The sequence below is a fragment of the Pseudomonas sp. GL_091 genome, assembly GCF_057837725.1.
Genome location: NZ_CM174451.1, coordinates 4,475,907 through 4,492,720 on the forward strand (window position 1 = coordinate 4,475,907; position 16,814 = coordinate 4,492,720).

The following is a 16,814-nucleotide window of genomic DNA, read 5'->3' on the forward strand; positions in this document are numbered from 1 at the left end:
CTTCTACCCGTGATACCGGCCTCATCAGTGTAACCGTCCGGGCATCCCGTCTGCACTGGCCCCGCCAAGCTAAAAGATGGTGTCCACCTATTCAAGTGGACACCATCCTGGTCGCTCCGCGAAGCGCTGCGCATTAGCGCTTGGTCGACCGGTAGGCGAGGCTTCCTTCAACTACTGCTTCGTCTTGCCCTGCCCAGGAAACAACGACTCGAATCGCGGCGTCGCCCGGGCAACGAAACCCTGCCCCTGGCGCATGATGAAATAGGCAGCGAGGTCATGCCGCTCGGCGAAGGCATAGCCTTCCTCCGGGCCGAGCACCATCAACAGCGTAGACAAGCCATCGGCATGCAGCCCCGAAGGGTCGACCACCGTCACTGCCGCCAGCGCGTGCTTCACCGGCCTGCCTACACGTGGATCGAAGGTGTGCGAATAGCGCTGGCCACCTTCCTCGAAATAGTTGCGATAATCGCCGGAGGTGGAAACGCTGTAGCCATCCAGTGCAATGGCGCGCTCCACTTGCTGCTCGCGTCCGCCGCTCGGCACCTCCAGGGCGATGCGCCAGGGCGAGCCATCCGGCTTGCGGCCGACCGCCTTGAGTTCGCCGGTGATCTCGACCAGATAGGCCTGGATACCCAGGGCCGAAAGCCTATCGCCGACCCGATCCACCGCATAGCCGGCGACCATGCTGTCGAAATCCAGTTGCGCCGCCACATCCTTGCACAGCTTTTCGCCATCCAGGCGCAAGTGCTGATGCCCTACCCGTGCCCGCTCCCGTGCCAGCGCGCTAGCATCCGGCAAGTGCTCCCCCCGTGACTGCGGACCGAAGCCCCAGAGGTTCATCAATGGCTGCACCGTCAGGTCGAAAGCCCCACCACTCTCGCGGAACAGAAACTCACCGTACGCCAGCAAGCGATGCATATCTTCCGGCAACGCCTGACAGGCGCCGGCCGGCAGATCGTTGAAGCGGGAAACCACGGAGTCGCCGCGCCAGTTGGAAAACTGCTGGTCGAGCTCCCCGAGTATCGTCTCGACTTCGGCCTTTACTCGCTGCGAGTCGGGCGTCTGCGCGGCGGGTACGTACTGGATCGAATAAGTGCTCCCCATGGTCGGTCCGGAAACGCGCTCGATCCGTTCGCCACAGCCATACAGCAACGTCAACAGCATCACCAGCAGGCTTACGCGCATCAATCAACACCTCTCTGATCCCGGCTGCCCCTTCGCGGCGCGCTTTTTTACCCAAGCTGCGGGCACCACTGCTTACAAGAGATTAAAGCTGCATTGCCGGAAATAGCGCCCGGCACGCCCCGCACGTTGGCGCTACCCGCCCCGATCACTGCCTGACCGCTCCCACGCTCCCGCACGGGATGACCAACCGTCCATCAGCAAGCCTGATCAAAAAATGAACAAAACCTCCATTCGGCACTCTGAGTTCCGCGGGTGATCAATTGTCCCCCTCCCTTTCCGCTCCACGTCCCGGAAGCAAAAAAAACATTATGTGCATTAGCGCATAGGGGTGTTTTTTGCCAAAAAATTGGAGGACAGAAAATGTCTAGCCATTCGCTGCAGAGCGTCGAACGCATGCAGAGCCGCGTCCGCGCCCAGCGTCAGCCGCAACAGAAACCCTTCTGGCGCAGCCTGCTGGCCATCGCCTCACACTCACAGCGTAGTTGGCACGGAGGGATCGAGCTCAGGGGCTACAAAGAATTATCCAACGCCACGCCGGTTGCCCCGGTCGCGGTCGAAAACATACAGCTGGCGATTCCGCTCGAGCGGGGTCGCCGGTCTGTCCAGCCTTGCGTGCAGCCGGGACAGCATGTGCGCAAGGGCGAGGTGATCGGTATTGGCGATGACAACACCCCTTGGGTGCATGCCAGCACCTCCGGCATCGTGGAACGGATTGATCTCGCCTTCGCGGCCGACTCGGCCGAGCCGGTCATGGCCGTCATTCTGAACGCAGATGGTCTGGATGAGTGGATCGAATGCCCAGTGCCGGGGCTACCGCAAACGTCCGAGGCGCTGGTCGAACGAGCATTGCAGATGGGCATAGTCGGCCTTGGTGGGGCGGGTTTCCCGACGGCCCTCAAGCTGGCCGGCGCCCAGCAACCCGATCTTCTGCTGATCAACGGTGCCGAATGCGAGCCCTTCCTTACCTGCGATGACCGTCTCATGCGCGAACGTGCCGAGGCGCTGATCGAGGCCGCCGACTATGTCGCCGCACTGATGGGGATAACGCTGACCCGCTTCGGTATCGAAACCAACAAACCTCAGGCGATGGCCGCGTTACGCGCCGCCGCTCGCCAGGCGCGCACCCGGGTCGAGATATGTCCGCTACCGGCGCGTTACCCGGCAGGGGGGCAGCCGTTGATGATCAAGAGCCTTAGTGGCCGCAACCTGGCGCCAGGGACCCTGCCCGCCGATATCGGCGTACTGGCGCTGAATGTCGCGACGCTCTACGCACTGGGCCGGGCCATCTTCCACGGCGAACCACTGGTAAGACGCGTGCTGACGCTGACCGGGGACTGCGAGCGCCCCGGGAATGTCCTGGTGCCGGTGGGTTACCCGGTCAGCGCACTGCGCGCAGTTGCTGGTGCGGCCCCCGAAGGCCAGTTGACCCAGGTCGGCGGGCCGATGATGGGACAGCCGTTACCGGACCCCACTGCCGTCATCAGCAAGACCAGTAGTTGCCTGATATTCGGCGCCGAGCGCTACTTGCCGGCACCTCAGCCCGCAGGCAGTTGCATTCGCTGTACGCGCTGTGTGGATGTCTGCCCGATGTCGCTCAGACCGCTGGATCTCTACGCTGCTGCCGAACGCCTTGACAAGGCCAGCCTGCAGGAACTGCGATTGGATGCCTGTATCGAATGCGGCAGCTGCAGCAGCACCTGCCCGAGCAATCTGCCGCTGCGCGAACGTTTCCGCCAGAGCAAGACGGAGCTACGTGCATGAGCCTGATACTCCGTCCTACCGCACACCGACAACTGCGCACAATGATGCTGTTGGTCAGCCTGTGTCTCCTGCCGGGCACCGCCCTGTACGCCTGGCAATTTGGCATCGTGGTCTGGTTGCAGACCTTCTGGTGCGTGCTGCTCGCCCTGGGCTTCGAAGCCGGCCTGCTGCGCCTGCGCGGACGTAATGTCCGCGAGGGTTTGAGCGACCTGAGCTGGCTGGTGCTAGGCCTGATACTGGCTCGGGCATTGCCGCTGCTGGTGCCGCTGTGGATGATCGCCCTGGCCAGTTTTGCCGCGCTCGCACTGTGTAAACACGGCAGTGGAGGCCTGGGTCGCAACCGCCTCAACCCCGCCATGGTTGGCCTGGGGATCATCGCTATCTGCTTCTACCAGCAATTGTACCCAGCGCCTTCGAACTATGCCCCCTGGACTCTCACCCTGGACGCCAAGGCGGTTCTTCTACAACAGTTGCAGCTGGCGCCACGCCTTAACCTCGATGCGTTCGCCGGCGCCACTCAGTTGGCCAAGAACCAGTTCACACTGATCACCCCCAATCTGTCGGGGTACGGCTACATTGCCGGCGGTTTGATACTGGCAGTCCTGCGGGTGATCCGAATCGAGATTCCGCTGGCGATGCTCGCGAGCACAGCATTGCTGTGCATGGCAGCCGGCCATAGCCTACAGGAAAGCCTGTACAGCCTCAGTCTCGGTGGCTATCTCTTCACCGCCTTCTTCATCGCCACCGATCCGGTCACCAGTCCCGATACACGCGCCGGTCGCATCCTCTTCGGCGCGGCCATTGGCGCGCTGACTGAATTGATTCGCGAATTCGGGCTTTATGCCGATGGTCTCTGCTTCGCCGTGCTAGCCGCCAATCTGCTGGTGCCGCAGATCGACCGGTTGGTGCTGCACATACAGCGCCCCGTACATACGAACACCTGACACTGAGAGCGTGCGCAGCGAGTAGCCCGCGCCTCTTCGGCGGGTACCCAACACACCTTGCGTGGTTAGATACGCGCCCCCCCCACCCGTACTCGCTGACGAAAAGATGAGCGTCAGCCGTGAAGCCCATGAACTGGGATTGCTCACACCATAGAATGATCCTGACGGGCAGCTATATTGGGTCGATTACGTCCCGTCGGGACAGGCCGAAATCGGCCAACACCCGCCATTGAAATGCACCCTGAAAAATCAACAACAACCCGAGTATCAATCCGAAACCTGATCGAGCCCGGGGCGACGCATCGTCAGGTTCCGGGCATTGCCCAGGCATCGACCTGACTGAACTTCACCGCCCCGGCACGACCTTCAGGCTATAGCTTGGGCTGTGCACTCAGCGCCGTGACCGCCCTGGTTTTCCTGAAGAAAATACCGTAGACAATCGACAGCACCAGCAGGAATGGCACACCGAATACCAGGGTCATCTTGAAGGCTTCAGTGAAGTAGGTCGTGATCATCACCGCCCCCATCAGTACTAGCCCCAGCAATGTGCTGTAGGGGAACAGGCGCATGCGGAACGACAGTTTGCGGTTGCCATTGCGTTCGTGAAAACGACGGAAACAGAAGTGCGTGAGGAAGATCATGAACCAGGTAAAGATCGCGCCGAACATCGAGATCGCCATCATCAGGGTGAACGAACTTTCCGGGTACAGGATGTTGAGCAAGGTCGCCAGGGCGATACCCGAGCTGGAGAGCAACAGCGCGTTCAGCGGGATCCCGGTCTTGCTCAACACACCCATCGACTTTGGCGCGTAACCGGCACGAGACAGGCTGAACATCATGCGCGTGGTGATGTACAACTGGCTGTTCATCGCTGACAACGCCGCAATCAGGATGACGAAATTCATCACGCCGGTGGCGCCGGGAATGCCGATGGCTTGCATCACCGTGACGAACGGGCTCTGGGCATGGCCAGCCTGGACCCAGGGCACGATCGCCAGCATCAACGCCAGGGTCAGCAGGTAGAACACCACCAGGCGCACGATAGTCCCGCGAAAGGCTTTCTTCACTGCTTGTTCCGGGTCTTTCGCCTCACCGGCGGCCACCGCGATCATCTCCACGCTCAGGTAGCTGAAGATCGACACGATCACCGCTATCCACATCCCTTGCAGACCATTGGGGAAGAAACCGCCGTGAGCGGTGTAATTGTGCACGCCGTATTGCGGATTGCCGGAACCGAACACCACATACACCGCCAGGATGATGAAGCCGACAATCGCGCCGATCTTGATGGTCGAGAACCAGTACTCGAAGGTGCCGAAGGTCTTCACGCTGATGGCATTGAGCACGATCAGCACGCTGGAGAACGAGAGGATCCATATCCACTCCGGCACGTTGGCAAACCAGTACTTCATGTACATCGCCACCGCCGTCACTTCCGTGCCCACCGCCAGCACAATCGCCGCCCAATAGGCATAGCGCACCAGGAACCCGGCCAGCGGGCTGACATAAAATTCGGCGTAGGCACCGAACGAACCCGAGGTCGAATGGGCCACGGTCATTTCCGCCAGGCAGCCCATCAGCAGCAAGGTGATGATTGCGCCGATGGCGTAGCTGAGCAACACGCTCGGCCCGGCATAGCCGATGGCATAGGCGCTGCCCATGAACAGCCCGGTGCCGATTGCACCGCCAATGGCGATCATGCTCATCTGCCCCGACGTCAGCTGACGCCGCAGGCCGTGTTCACGCTTGGATATCGTTTCGAAACCGGAGTTATCGGTCATTTTTATGTCCTCTGGATTTTGTCTTTCTTGAAGAGCACGTCGTAGGTTTAACGGTGGGGATCAGCCACGCACAGCAGGACACGGATCAGAAAATACTCAGTGGATACTCGATGATCACCCGCACTTCGTTGTTGTCGGTGGTGTCGGCACGGGCGACCTGCGCGGTGGAACGCACACTGGCCTGACGCACGCGTATTGAAAGGTCCCTGGCCTTGCCCGACTGCACGACATAGCGCGCCTCGAGGTCGCGCTCCCAGCGCTTGCCGTCATCGCCGTAACGTCCATAGGCGCCATTGGGGCCGCCGTCGTAATGGCTGTCATCGATGTGGTCACCACTGACGTAACGCGACATGAAGCTCAGGCCCGGTACGCCGAAAGGCGCCATGTCCAGGTCATAACGCAGTTGCCAGGAGCGTTCGTTGGGGGCGTTGAAGTCGAGGACCTGAATCGAGTTGGCGAGAAAGATCGAGGTGCCCGGTTGCTGATCGAACCCCAGGTAATCGAACGGCTCATCGCCATCGACCCGCTGGTACGCCAGGGTCACTCGATGGGCACCGAACCTGTACGCGGTGGACAGCGACCAGGTGGTGTTGTCGATCTTGCCGGCCAGGCTCTGGCCGCTGTCGTTGGTGCGGTAGAGATTGAAATCCAGGTTCAGCGACTGGCCTTCACCAAGGGCATAGGTGTAGTTGGCATTGCCGTAGTACTGGCGCCAGATGTCGGTGAACTGCGAACCATACAGGCTGACACTCAGTTGATCGCTCAGGGCGTAACTGCCGCCCAGATAATCGACGCTGCGGGTTTCCACGCCGGCGTACAGCGCTTTAAGCGCGCCATTGGCATTGGTCGAGTTACTGTCGTTGCCGGCGGTGAAGTGACCAATGTCCAGTTGCAATGCCTTGAGTTCATTGCTGGTCAGCTGAAAGCCGGTGGCAACGCTGGTGAACAGTCGCGCATTGCCGGTGCCGAATACCGGGTTGAGTGGGGTCAGGTTGCCGTACTTGAGCTCGGTCTGCGAAATCCGCGCCTTCACCGCGCCACCCGCTTCGGAGTACTCATCCTCGGGACGGCCATCGGAATCGACCGGCAGCAAACCCGTGCCCGTGCGTCCCTTGCCACTGTCGAGCTTGAGACCCAACTGCGCATAGGCATCGACCCCGAAACCCACGGTTCCCTGGGTGTAGCCGGAGCGGTAATCGAGCATGATCCCGTGGGCCCACTCGTCCCGGTAGTTCTGGCCGCCCGGGTTGTTGAGGTTATTGCGGTAAAAATAGAAGTTACGGTTAGTCAGGGTCAGGCTGCTGTCTTCGACAAATCCGTTGTCAGAAGCGGCACAGGCCATTTGGCCAAGGCAACTGGAGATGGCGAGCGGCAAGGCAGGCCAGAGGGACAGTTTCATTCTGCGTGCTCCTTATTATTGTGATTGCAGAACTGGTTATTGCCGGCGGCCGAAGCCCTGCCGCGGAGAAAATCCTGCGGCAGGAATCGGATGTGTGAGGGTTCAGGTCACGCTGTGGCGAACCTGGAATTGCGCTTGCGACCAGGTGTTCCGGTCAAGGATCTCGCCGAGGATCTGTACCGCATCCCAGACTTCGGTGAAGGTCGTGTACAGCGGGGTGAAACCGAAACGCATGATGCGCGGCTCGCGGTAGTCACCAATCACACCCCGCTCGATCAGGGCCTGGATCACCGCATAACCTTCAGGGTGTTCGAAGCTGACGTGGCTGCCACGTTTGGCGTGCTCACGCGGTGTGATCAACTTCAGTTCATGAGCTGCGCAACGCTGCTCGACCAATTCGATGAACAAGTCCGTCAGGGCCAGGGATTTGCGGCGCAAACTGGTCATGTCGGTCTGGGCGAACACATCCAGGCCGCACTCGACCATCGCCAATGAGGTAATCGGTTGGGTGCCGCACAGGTAGCGGGCGATGCCGCTGCACGGCTCGTAATGCGACTCCATGGCGAATTGGCGCGAATGGCCGAACCAGCCGGACAAGGGCTGCGGCACCAGATCGCACAACTGTGGCGAAACCCAGACAAATGCTTGCGAGCCTGGCCCGCCATTGAGGTACTTGTAGGTGCAGCCGATGGCGTAGTCGGCACCCGCCTGGTGCAGGTCAACCGGTACCGCGCCGGCGGAATGGGCCAGGTCCCAGATGGCCAGCGCGCCACATTCGTGGGTCAGCGCGGTCAAGGCCTGCATGTCGTGCATGTAGCCGGTCTTATAATTGACGTGGGTGAGCATGACCACTGCCGTGTCCTGGTCAATCGCTTGCGGCAAAGCTTCAGGACTGTCGACCAGACGCAGGGTGTACCCCTGTTGCAGCATTTGCGCGAGGCCTTCGGCGATGTACAGGTCGGTGGGGAAATTGCTCGACTCGCTGACGATCACTCGCCGCTGCGGCGACCTTGTAGCCTGTACGCGCAAGGCAGCGCTCAGCACTTTGAACAGGTTGATCGAGGTGGTATCGGTCACCACCACTTCACCCTCCCCCGCACCGATCAAACCCGCCAGGCGATTGCCCAAACGCTCGGACAGCTCGCACCAGCCTGCGCTGTTCCAGCTGCGGATCAAGCCATTGCCCCATTCCTCGGCGACCACCGCTTGCGCCCGCGCCAATGCAGCGACCGGCCGCGCGCCCAGGGAATTGCCATCGAGATAGATAATCCCTTCGGGGAGCGCAAATTGCTGGCGCAGGGGCGCCAGCGCGTCCTGGGCATCAAGCGCCAGGCAACTGTTTCTTGTCGTCATCGGGTGTCCTGTTTTTTGTTATGCGACGCCATCCGGGCAGGTTGCATCAGCCGGTTCAGGCGCCCTGATTCAAGGCGATTCACTTGCCTTTCGATGGAGAGATAATGAACGAACCCTTGAAGAATTTTCGTGCAAAGTAACCAGTCATGTAGTAGTTATTTCGCAGAATATTCGAAGCAAACCCCAATAAACGCGGATTTATTCAAACCATGAATCTTGACTCGACAGACCTGAGAATCCTGCATCAATTGCAACAGGATGGCCGTATCAGCAATCAGGAATTGGCGGAGAAAGTCGCCTTGTCTCCCTCGGCTTGTCTGCGACGTTTACGCCTGCTGGAAAGCGAAGGGATCATCACCGGCTATCGCGCGGTGCTGAATGCCGAGCGGCTGGGCATTGAGCTGGAAGCCATCGTCCATGTGTCGTTGCGACAGGACGTCGAGGACTGGCACGAGACCTTCATCAAGAAGGTGCAGCAGTGGCCGGAGGTGGTCACCGCGTATGTCGTTACCGGGGCGAGCAACTATGTGTTGCGGGTCCAGGCCCGCAACCTCAAGCACTTCTCGGATTTCATCGTCAATCACCTCAACCGCACCGCCGGCGTCACCGATATACGTTCGGAAATCGTCCTGCAGAAAATCAAGGAGCGCGAGCAATTGCTTGATCTGGTGGTGCGCAAGTAAGGCCGCGGCGTCCCGTCAAAGTCCCTGCTGGCGCCGGGCTTCGTTGCGCTGCAAGGTCATGCTCGGGGTTTCGTCGAACAGCTTGCGGTACTCGGTGGAAAAACGGCCCAGGTGCATGAACCCCCAGCCCATGGCTATCCCGGAAATACTGCGTGCCGTGCCGTGCTCGAGAATCTCCTGGCGGACGGCGTTCAAGCGATACTTTTTCAGGTAGGCCATCGGCGACAGGGCGAAGTACTTCTTGAACGCGTCGAACAACTTGAAGCGCGAAACGCCGGCAGCGGCTTCGATGTCCTCCAGATGCAGCGCTTCCCGGGCGTTGTCGTGAATGTATTGCCGGGCCCTGACCAGGTAGTGCGGCAACTTCACCCCCAGCGCGTCCCGCAGTTCCTGCGAGTAGTTGTTTGGCTGGGCAAGGATCAAGCCTTTGATCAGCGAGCTTTCAATGTCCCGGGTGAAAGCCACCTGCTCGAAGAGTTCACTGCTGCGTTCCATCTCGTCGATGAAGTAACGCGCCATGCGCCACCACGACGCCGATGGCCCATCGATCGCATCCATCATCGGTTCGAAGCGCAGCGGCGAATCCAGAGGCCGTTGCAGCATCCCCTCCAGAGCCTCGCTCATCGCCACTCGGGTAATCACCACCTGAACCTTGCGACAGTCACCGGAAATCGCCAGCAGCTGGTGTTCATTGGGGGAAATGATGACCCCTTGATCACGGTCGGACCTGACCACGCTGCCAGCCTTGCTCAGCTCCTGTTCACCCACCAGCGGCAAGCTCAGGCTGTAGCTGCTGAAGTGTTCGGCGTCCTCGATATCGATGGTGACATCGGTACCGTATTCGATAGTGCCCAGGGTGGTGGCCATCGACTTGAACATGTTGGCGTTGTGATGAAAACGGATCCGTTCGGGGTTCGCGCTCACCAGCCGATGGGGTCCGCAGATACCGGACATCCAGCTTCTGGCGGCCTCCAGGTCATCGCTGTCGACACGAATGTCGCGAAACTGCGGGTCCACTTTGCTGCTCATCAGGGTGCACTCAAGGTTTTTTTCGGCGCGCTCTGATGGCGCGTATCTGGCTTGCGAAGGCAAGTTTAAAGCCACAAGACGACGGCGCTGACCCAGTGGATAGCAATCGCCGATTAAGTGGATAACGCGAGCCGGAAAATGCCATCAATAGGTATTCAACGCCTGCTTGAACAGTATCTGATTCTCACCACCCGCAGCAGCCGTTTATCGCCTGCTGCATGGCCGCTGGGTATTCGCTGCCCAGCCCGCCCCCTGAGTGTTACCCCCAAACTTTATGGACTGCCTTCGCCAACTAAGCGGATAGACCGTCGCCCCTCCTCGCTTCTCTAATAAACACACCGATTAGCCCAATAAAAAAAGGTGCATACCATGAGTGGCGAAAAAAACGTCGAGCAATGGAAAACGTTTATCGAAAGCTGCCTGGACTTCCGCCCTGCAGAAGGCGTATTCCGCATCGCCCGGGACATTTTCACCGAACCACAGCTGTTCGATCTGGAAATGGAACTGATCTTCGAGAAGAACTGGATCTACGCCTGCCACGAAAGCGAGCTGGCCAACAACCACGACTTCGTGACTATGCGCGCCGGCCGCCAGCCGATGATCATCACCCGCGACGGTGACGGTAAGCTCAATGCACTGATCAATGCCTGTCAGCATCGCGGCACGACGCTGACCCGCGTCGGCAAGGGCAACCAGTCGACCTTCACCTGCCCCTTCCATGCCTGGTGCTACAAAAGCGATGGCCGCCTGGTCAAGGTCAAGGCACCGGGCGAGTACCCGGAAGGCTTCGACAAAGCCACCCGCGGCCTGAAAAAAGCCCGCATCCAGAGCTACAAGGGATTCGTGTTCATCAGCCTTGATGTGCAGGCCGACAACAGCCTGGAAGACTTCCTCGGCGACGCCAAAGTGTTCTTCGACATGATGGTCGCCCAGTCGCCGACTGGTGAGCTGGAAGTGCTGCCCGGCAAGTCGGCGTACACCTACGACGGCAACTGGAAACTGCAAAACGAAAACGGCCTCGACGGTTATCACGTCAGCACCGTCCACTACAACTATGTGGCCACGGTGCAGCATCGCCAGCACGTCAACAGCGAGAACGGCACCGCCGCCAGCGGCACCCTCGACTACAGCAAGCTCGGCGCCGGCGACGCCAATACCGATGACGGCTGGTTCGCGTTCGATAACGGCCACAGCCTGTTGTTCAGCGACATGCCAAACCCGTCGGTACGCTCCGGCTACGCGACCATCATGCCGCGCCTGATCGAAGAACACGGCCAGCAAAAGGCCGAATGGATGATGCATCGCCTGCGCAACCTGAACATCTATCCGAGCCTGTTTTTCCTCGATCAGATCAGCTCGCAACTGCGCATCATCCGTCCGGTGGCGTGGAACAAGACCGAAATCATCAGCCAGTGCCTGGGGGTCAAGAACGAGTCGGATGCCGACCGCGAAAACCGCATTCGCCAGTTCGAGGACTTCTTCAACGTCTCGGGCCTGGGCACACCGGATGACCTGGTGGAGTTCCGTGAAGCCCAGCGTGGTTTCCAGGCGCGCCTTGAGCGCTGGAGCGACATCTCCCGCGGCAGTCACCGCTGGGCCAGCGGCGCCACGCCCAACAGCGAGGCGATCGGCATTGCCCCGGCCATGACCGGCACTGAATTCACCCACGAAGGGCTTTACGTCAATCAGCACAGCAACTGGCAGAAATTCCTGCTCGATGGCCTGGACGCGAAATCCCTGAAACTCCGTGAGGTGCAATGATGAATGCGCAATTGCAGTACCAGATCGAACAGTTTTTCTATCGCAAATCCGAACTGTGCGACGCCCAGGACTGGGATGCCTACATCCAGCTGTTCGCCGAGTACAGCGAGTTCCACTTGCCGCAATGGGACTCCGAACACGTCTACACCCGCGACCCCAAGCGCGAAATGTCGCTGATCTATTACCCCAACCGTTCAGGCCTGGAAGACCGCGTGTTCCGCCTGCGCACCGGCAAGTCCGCGTCCTCGACGCCGATGCCGCGCACCCTGCATCAGATCAGCAACGTGCGGATCGGCGCCCTTGCAAACGGCGAGCTGGAGGTACGCCTGAACTGGCACACGCTGTACTACCGCCTGGCGACATCCGAGCAGTTTTATGGCCGCGCGACCTATCACCTCACGCCCCACGTCGATAGTTGGCTGATCACCCGCAAGCACGTGTTGCTGCTCAACGACACCATCAACTCGGTACTCGATTTCTACCACCTGTGAATCCAAGGAGACCGGGGCATGAACCATAAGGTCGCGTTCAGCTTTGCCGACGGCAAAACGCTGTTCTTTCCCGTGCAACCCAACGAAATTCTGCTCGACGCCGCCCTGCGCAATGGCATCAACATTCCCCTGGATTGCCGCGAAGGCGTCTGCGGAACCTGCCAGGGGCGTTGCGAGTCAGGCGATTACAGCCAGGACTATGTGGATGAGGAAGCCCTCTCCAGCCAGGACCTGCAACAACGCAAAATGCTCACCTGCCAGACACGGGTCAAATCCGACGCCGCGTTCTATTTCGACTTCGCGTCCAGCCTGTGCAACGCCGCCGGCCCCGATCAACTCAGGGCAACCGTCACCGATGTCAAGCAGGTGTCGGCCAGCACGGCGATCCTGCATCTGAACCTGGGCAATGCGGGCCAGTCGCTGGATTATCTGCCAGGACAATACGCCCGGCTGTCGATTCCGGGGACCGAGAACAAGCGTTCCTACTCGTTCGCCAATCGGCCGAGCGTCAGTAATGAGCTGCAATTCCTGATTCGCCTGCTTCCCGACGGGGTGATGAGCAACTACATCCGCGAACGCTGCCAGGTGGGCGACGAAATCGCCTTGGAGGCACCGCTGGGGGCTTTTTATCTGCGACACGTCGCCAGGCCACTGATCCTGGTGGCCGGTGGCACCGGTCTTTCGGCATTGCTGGGCATGCTCGACGAACTCGCCGAGCGCGGCTGCGAGCAGCCCGTGCACTTGTACTACGGAGTGCGCGATGCGGCCGACCTGTGCGAACAGGCGCGCATCAAAGCATATGAACAGCGCATACCCGGGTTTCGCTACACCGAGGTGGTCAGCGAACCGTCGCCACACTGGACTGGCAAGCGCGGCTACATTGCCGAACACTTCGACATCGCTGAACTGCGCGATGACCAGGTCGACATGTACGTCTGCGGGCCGCCGCCGATGGTGGAGTCGATCAAGACCTGGCTGCAGGCACAGGCACTGGACAGCGTGCAGCTGTACTACGAAAAATTCACCGAGAGTAATGCCTGACACCGCTCACCCGAAGGGGGCGCCTGAGTGGTGCCCCCTTCGGATCTGTTGAATGGGCTATACGCGTTGTGAAGTACTCAACGGCCGCAAAATCGCCCTGACCGGACTGGCGTCCAGATGAGCAAACCGCAGCGGCAAGGCGATCAATTCATAATCGCCTTCCGGGACCTCATCCAGCACGATACCTTCAAGAATCGCCATGTGATGGCGGGCCACGGTGCCGTGGGAATCCATGGTCTTGGATTGCTGGGGGTCCAGCGACGGTGTATCGATGCCGATCAAGCGCACGCCAAGGCTCGCCAACAGGTCGATGGTTTCCTTGGCAACCGCCGTGAAGTTCGAATCCCAGGTCGTCAGCGGTGCTTGTCGATAGGTTCGCAGCAGCACACGCTCGGGCACATCGTGCAAACGCCCTTCCAATTGCCCAGGGTGCACCAGCTCGCCGCTGTCCAGACAATGCAAAACGCGGCAAGGCCCGATATAGACATCCAACCCGACATCGCCAATCGCCGCGCCGTCAGCGCTGTAGTGCAACGGTGCATCGACGTGGGCGCCGGTATGGGGCGACAGGATGATGCGTCCGACATTCACCGGGCACTCGGGACCGTAAGTCCAGACGCGCTCCTCCTGGAAAGGCGTGTCACCGGGCCAAGTCGGTGTCTCGGTACTCAAGGGGGGGCTGATGTCCCACAACGTTGTGTTTTTTGTCATCGCAATGCTCACCGTGGTTTCCGGGTGAAATGATACGAGCGGCAGCCGTGAAGATTCGTGCAAAAACCTCAGGTAAACGCGCGGGCTTTCGCACAAACCACCATGGATGAGCGATATTGCGGCAGGAAATTTCAAAGACACGAAGTCGAAAAAAAGTCGCAAGCCCCGTGACTCTTCAGGGCTTGCGACTCATTGCCGATACGTCCTTCAAACTCCCGGGACGTCATCGACGGGTATGCCTGACTTGTTCATTGCCGAACGTGCAGGCCTAGTTCTCTACCTCAACCGCGTCGAAATCCGGCGCGTCTGGCGCGTCCGCCACGTCCTCTCTGGCCGCCTCCGCCTTGGCTTCGTTAGCCTCTCTGGCCGCCTCCGCCTTGGCTTCGTCAGCCTCTCTGGCCGCCTTCGCCTTGGCTTTATCAGCCTCTCTGGCTGCGTTCGCCTTGGCTTTGTCAGCCTCTCTGGCTGCGTTCGCCTTGGCTTTGTCAGCCTCTCTGTCTACGTTCGCCTTGGCTTTGGCTGCGTCCCTGGCAGCATCTGCGTCGGCCTTGGCGGCGTCCCTGGCTGCATCCGCAGCGGCCCGGGCAGCGTCTCTGGCTGCATCTGCATCTGCGCGCGGTACGCCAGCAGCTCTTGCGGCATCCCGGGCTGCATCCGCCTTAGCTCTGGCGGCATCCCGAGCTGCATCCGCCTTAGCTCTGGCGGCGTCCCGGGCTGCATCTGCATCAGCCTTGGCCACGTCTCTGGCTACATCAGCGTCATTTCTGACAGCGCCTCTGTCTTCCGCGGCTTCCCTGGCAGCGTCCCTGGCGTCTTCTGCGGCTTCCCTTGCAGCATCACCAGCATCTTCCGCGGCTTCCCTGGCTGCATCTGCGGCGTTATCCGCGTCGTTGTCATCGTCGTTGTCACGCGCGTCGTCGTTGTCACGCGCATTGCCTGGGCCTCTGTTCCCGACCATTCCACCATGGTCATCGTCGTTGTCATGCGCATTGCCCGGGCCTCTGTTCCCGGCCATACCACCATGGTCAGCGTCGCCGCGCCCTGGGCCTCCACGGCCGTCAGCGCCATGGCCTGCACCACCATGACCGCCGCCATCTCCATGGCCGCTACCACCGTTACCGCCTCCGCCGTCACCACCGTGACCACCGCCTCCGGAGCCTCCACTGCCGGAGCCACCGCCGCCACCGTGACCTCCACCGCCACCACCGCCGCTGCCGCCACCGCCACCGCCGCTGCCGCCGCCGTGACCGCCTCCGCCGTCACCACCGTGACCACCGCCGCCTCCGCCGCTGCCGCCACCACCGTGGCCGCCTCCGCCTCCGCCGCTGCCGCCATCTTTGGCATACACGCTGGAGAAACTACCGATGTAATCGGGCACCAGAACAGTCGATGCCGACAGGACCCCGCCTATTGCCAGAGCCAACAAACATTTTTTGAGCAGCATGATGCACCTCCGCTTGGAGTTGCGTCGTCACCTCCGTATCGAACGCAATGTCCAGTGAGTTCCCGGCCGCCCATTGGAGCGGCCGGCCAACCGGCACGGCCATAAGTCTGCAGCAATAACGAGTCACCGCGGTTTCCGTACGATCCCTCAGAGCCAGTTAGCCTATTCGCGTGGGAAATATTCCCACACATTCAGATTAGTACTATTAGCCCAAGTGTCAACCACCAAATATCAGGACAAATGCAGCGTTGAGCAAAAACTTCAACCTGCCCCATTGGAGAGTCGCCCCTCACCCGATCGGCTGGTTAAACCAGACAATTTTTTCAATGGATTAGATCAGGAGATGACATTCGGATTTACCCAGGGAACCTGGGGTGAGAGCTGGCGGGCCTGCCAGGTTTTGCGAAGCGCACTGCCGCGTACGGACCCGCCTGGGTCGAAGCGGTGAAACGCATCAGTGAAGAGAAACACGCGGGTATCAGTAGGTGTGGCTGAACACCAGTCCAGCCTCGCCATCCGGGCTGGCGTCGGAAAACCCCTTGACGGCATACAACTGAAACTTCCAGTTCTGATTGAGCTTGTGCGTGAGGAAGAGGGTGAGTTCCTTGATCTGGTCGCCCGTGGAAACGACTTTCTGCCGCCAGTCGTAGGACACCCCCGCCGTGGTACGCACGAACACGGGCATGGCAAAGCCCAGGCCGGCGAATATCGGGTTATCGAAGTCGGAACCTGAAGGGTCGCCGAATTTTTTCCAGCCCAGGGTAGCGAACCCGGTCACAGGGCCGATGGCTTTGGCGACATCGACCTGGGCGGAATAGTCGGTTTTGCCGGTACCCAGGCACTTGTCTTCGTCGGCTGTGGGCAACTTGACCTTGCCGATCAGGTCCACGAACAGCCCGCTGACGCTGCCGTCAAGCACGGCATAGTCGGCACCGGCGACGGTGTCGCCCAAACCGCTTTCCACTTTGCCGCAGCCGCCGGGCAACGGCTCGCCGTCAGGGCCGACCGAAGGATTGGTGATGCGTAGCCAGGGTACGGTGAGCTTGTAGGTCATGGGGCCGGTCTGGTATTTGCCCACCAGCGGGACGTACCAGGTTTCGGAAGTTGTACCGGTGCCATAGTCGCCCCGAGAGTAGTCGGTTCCGATCGAAGTCGTGAAGGTATCGGCCAAGGCTGGCAAGGCCAGGCTGGCAAGCCAACCTACGAGCAGGATGCGCTTGGGGTTCATGCT

The 16,814-nt window shown here is 60.3% G+C and carries 14 protein-coding genes and 1 pseudogene; 7 read left to right on the forward strand and 8 right to left on the reverse strand.

Annotated elements, in window-relative coordinates; genetic code table 11:
• Positions 1-171: 171 nt before the first annotated feature.
• Positions 172-1,185, reverse strand: coding sequence for an FAD:protein FMN transferase (locus AC3ITY_RS20285; protein ID WP_489304560.1), 1,014 nt, complete (start codon positions 1,183-1,185; stop codon positions 172-174).
• A gap of 360 nt (positions 1,186-1,545) precedes the next feature.
• Here AC3ITY_RS20285 and rsxC point away from each other — a divergent pair, with 360 nt between their 5' ends.
• Together rsxC and AC3ITY_RS20295 are read left to right on the forward strand one after the other, a co-directional pair.
• Positions 1,546-2,946 carry an electron transport complex subunit RsxC gene (gene rsxC / locus AC3ITY_RS20290; RefSeq protein ID WP_489304561.1) on the forward strand — a complete coding sequence of 467 codons (1,401 nt, stop codon included), beginning with the start codon at positions 1,546-1,548 and terminating at the stop codon, positions 2,944-2,946.
• Positions 2,943-3,890, forward strand: coding sequence for an RnfABCDGE type electron transport complex subunit D (locus AC3ITY_RS20295; protein WP_489304562.1), 948 nt, complete (start codon positions 2,943-2,945; stop codon positions 3,888-3,890). Before rsxC ends, AC3ITY_RS20295 begins: the two co-directional genes overlap by 4 nt.
• A gap of 371 nt (positions 3,891-4,261) precedes the next feature.
• On the opposite strand, the gene AC3ITY_RS20300 is transcribed toward AC3ITY_RS20295, so the two are convergent.
• The 3 genes from AC3ITY_RS20300 to kynU form a co-directional block, all read right to left on the reverse strand.
• Positions 4,262-5,671, reverse strand: a complete 1,410-nt coding sequence (locus AC3ITY_RS20300; protein WP_489304563.1) for an amino acid permease — start codon at positions 5,669-5,671, stop codon at positions 4,262-4,264.
• Positions 5,672-5,756: 85 nt separating this feature from the next.
• Positions 5,757-7,070 (reverse strand): OprD family porin, encoded by a 1,314-nt coding sequence (locus AC3ITY_RS20305; RefSeq protein WP_489304564.1) that lies wholly within the window; start codon positions 7,068-7,070, stop codon positions 5,757-5,759.
• A gap of 102 nt (positions 7,071-7,172) precedes the next feature.
• On the reverse strand, positions 7,173-8,423 hold the full coding sequence (kynU, locus tag AC3ITY_RS20310) for a kynureninase (RefSeq protein ID WP_489304565.1): 1,251 nt from the start codon (positions 8,421-8,423) through the stop codon (positions 7,173-7,175).
• 209 nt (positions 8,424-8,632) lie between these two features.
• Here kynU and AC3ITY_RS20315 point away from each other — a divergent pair, with 209 nt between their 5' ends.
• Positions 8,633-9,106 carry an Lrp/AsnC family transcriptional regulator gene (locus AC3ITY_RS20315; protein ID WP_108218106.1) on the forward strand — a complete coding sequence of 158 codons (474 nt, stop codon included), beginning with the start codon at positions 8,633-8,635 and terminating at the stop codon, positions 9,104-9,106.
• A gap of 15 nt (positions 9,107-9,121) precedes the next feature.
• On the opposite strand, the gene AC3ITY_RS20320 is transcribed toward AC3ITY_RS20315, so the two are convergent.
• Positions 9,122-10,135, reverse strand: a complete 1,014-nt coding sequence (locus AC3ITY_RS20320; protein ID WP_489304566.1) for an AraC family transcriptional regulator — start codon at positions 10,133-10,135, stop codon at positions 9,122-9,124.
• A 369-nt stretch (positions 10,136-10,504) separates the two neighbouring features.
• Between AC3ITY_RS20320 and antA the strand changes: the two genes are divergently transcribed.
• From antA to antC, 3 genes are read left to right on the forward strand one after another with little or no spacing between them, the layout of a single operon-like run.
• On the forward strand, positions 10,505-11,896 hold the full coding sequence (gene antA / locus AC3ITY_RS20325; protein ID WP_489304567.1) for an anthranilate 1,2-dioxygenase large subunit: 1,392 nt from the start codon (positions 10,505-10,507) through the stop codon (positions 11,894-11,896).
• Entirely contained in the window at positions 11,896-12,387 is a 492-nt protein-coding gene (gene antB, locus AC3ITY_RS20330; RefSeq protein WP_489310957.1) for an anthranilate 1,2-dioxygenase small subunit, read from the forward strand. Before antA ends, antB begins: the two co-directional genes overlap by 1 nt.
• 18 nt (positions 12,388-12,405) lie before the next feature.
• Positions 12,406-13,428: an anthranilate 1,2-dioxygenase electron transfer component AntC gene (gene antC, locus AC3ITY_RS20335; protein ID WP_489304568.1), complete on the forward strand. Its 1,023-nt coding sequence runs from the start codon at positions 12,406-12,408 to the stop codon at positions 13,426-13,428.
• 57 nt (positions 13,429-13,485) lie between these two features.
• On the opposite strand, the gene kynB is transcribed toward antC, so the two are convergent.
• Together kynB and AC3ITY_RS20345 are read right to left on the reverse strand one after the other, a co-directional pair.
• A complete protein-coding gene (gene kynB, locus AC3ITY_RS20340; protein ID WP_489304569.1) occupies positions 13,486-14,139 on the reverse strand; it encodes an arylformamidase in 654 nt (217 codons plus the stop codon).
• A 268-nt stretch (positions 14,140-14,407) separates the two neighbouring features.
• The gene (locus tag AC3ITY_RS20345; protein ID WP_489304570.1) at positions 14,408-15,097 is read right to left on the reverse strand and encodes a hypothetical protein; all 690 of its coding nucleotides are present in this window, start codon (positions 15,095-15,097) and stop codon (positions 14,408-14,410) included.
• 193 nt (positions 15,098-15,290) lie between these two features.
• Here AC3ITY_RS20345 and AC3ITY_RS20350 point away from each other — a divergent pair.
• Positions 15,291-15,476, forward strand: a pseudogene (locus AC3ITY_RS20350) (hypothetical protein); the annotation flags it as partial.
• Positions 15,477-16,061: 585 nt separating this feature from the next.
• Here the strand turns inward: AC3ITY_RS20350 and AC3ITY_RS20355 are convergent.
• A complete protein-coding gene (locus tag AC3ITY_RS20355) occupies positions 16,062-16,811 on the reverse strand; it encodes a hypothetical protein (protein ID WP_489304571.1) in 750 nt (249 codons plus the stop codon).
• Positions 16,812-16,814: the final 3 nt, after the last annotated feature.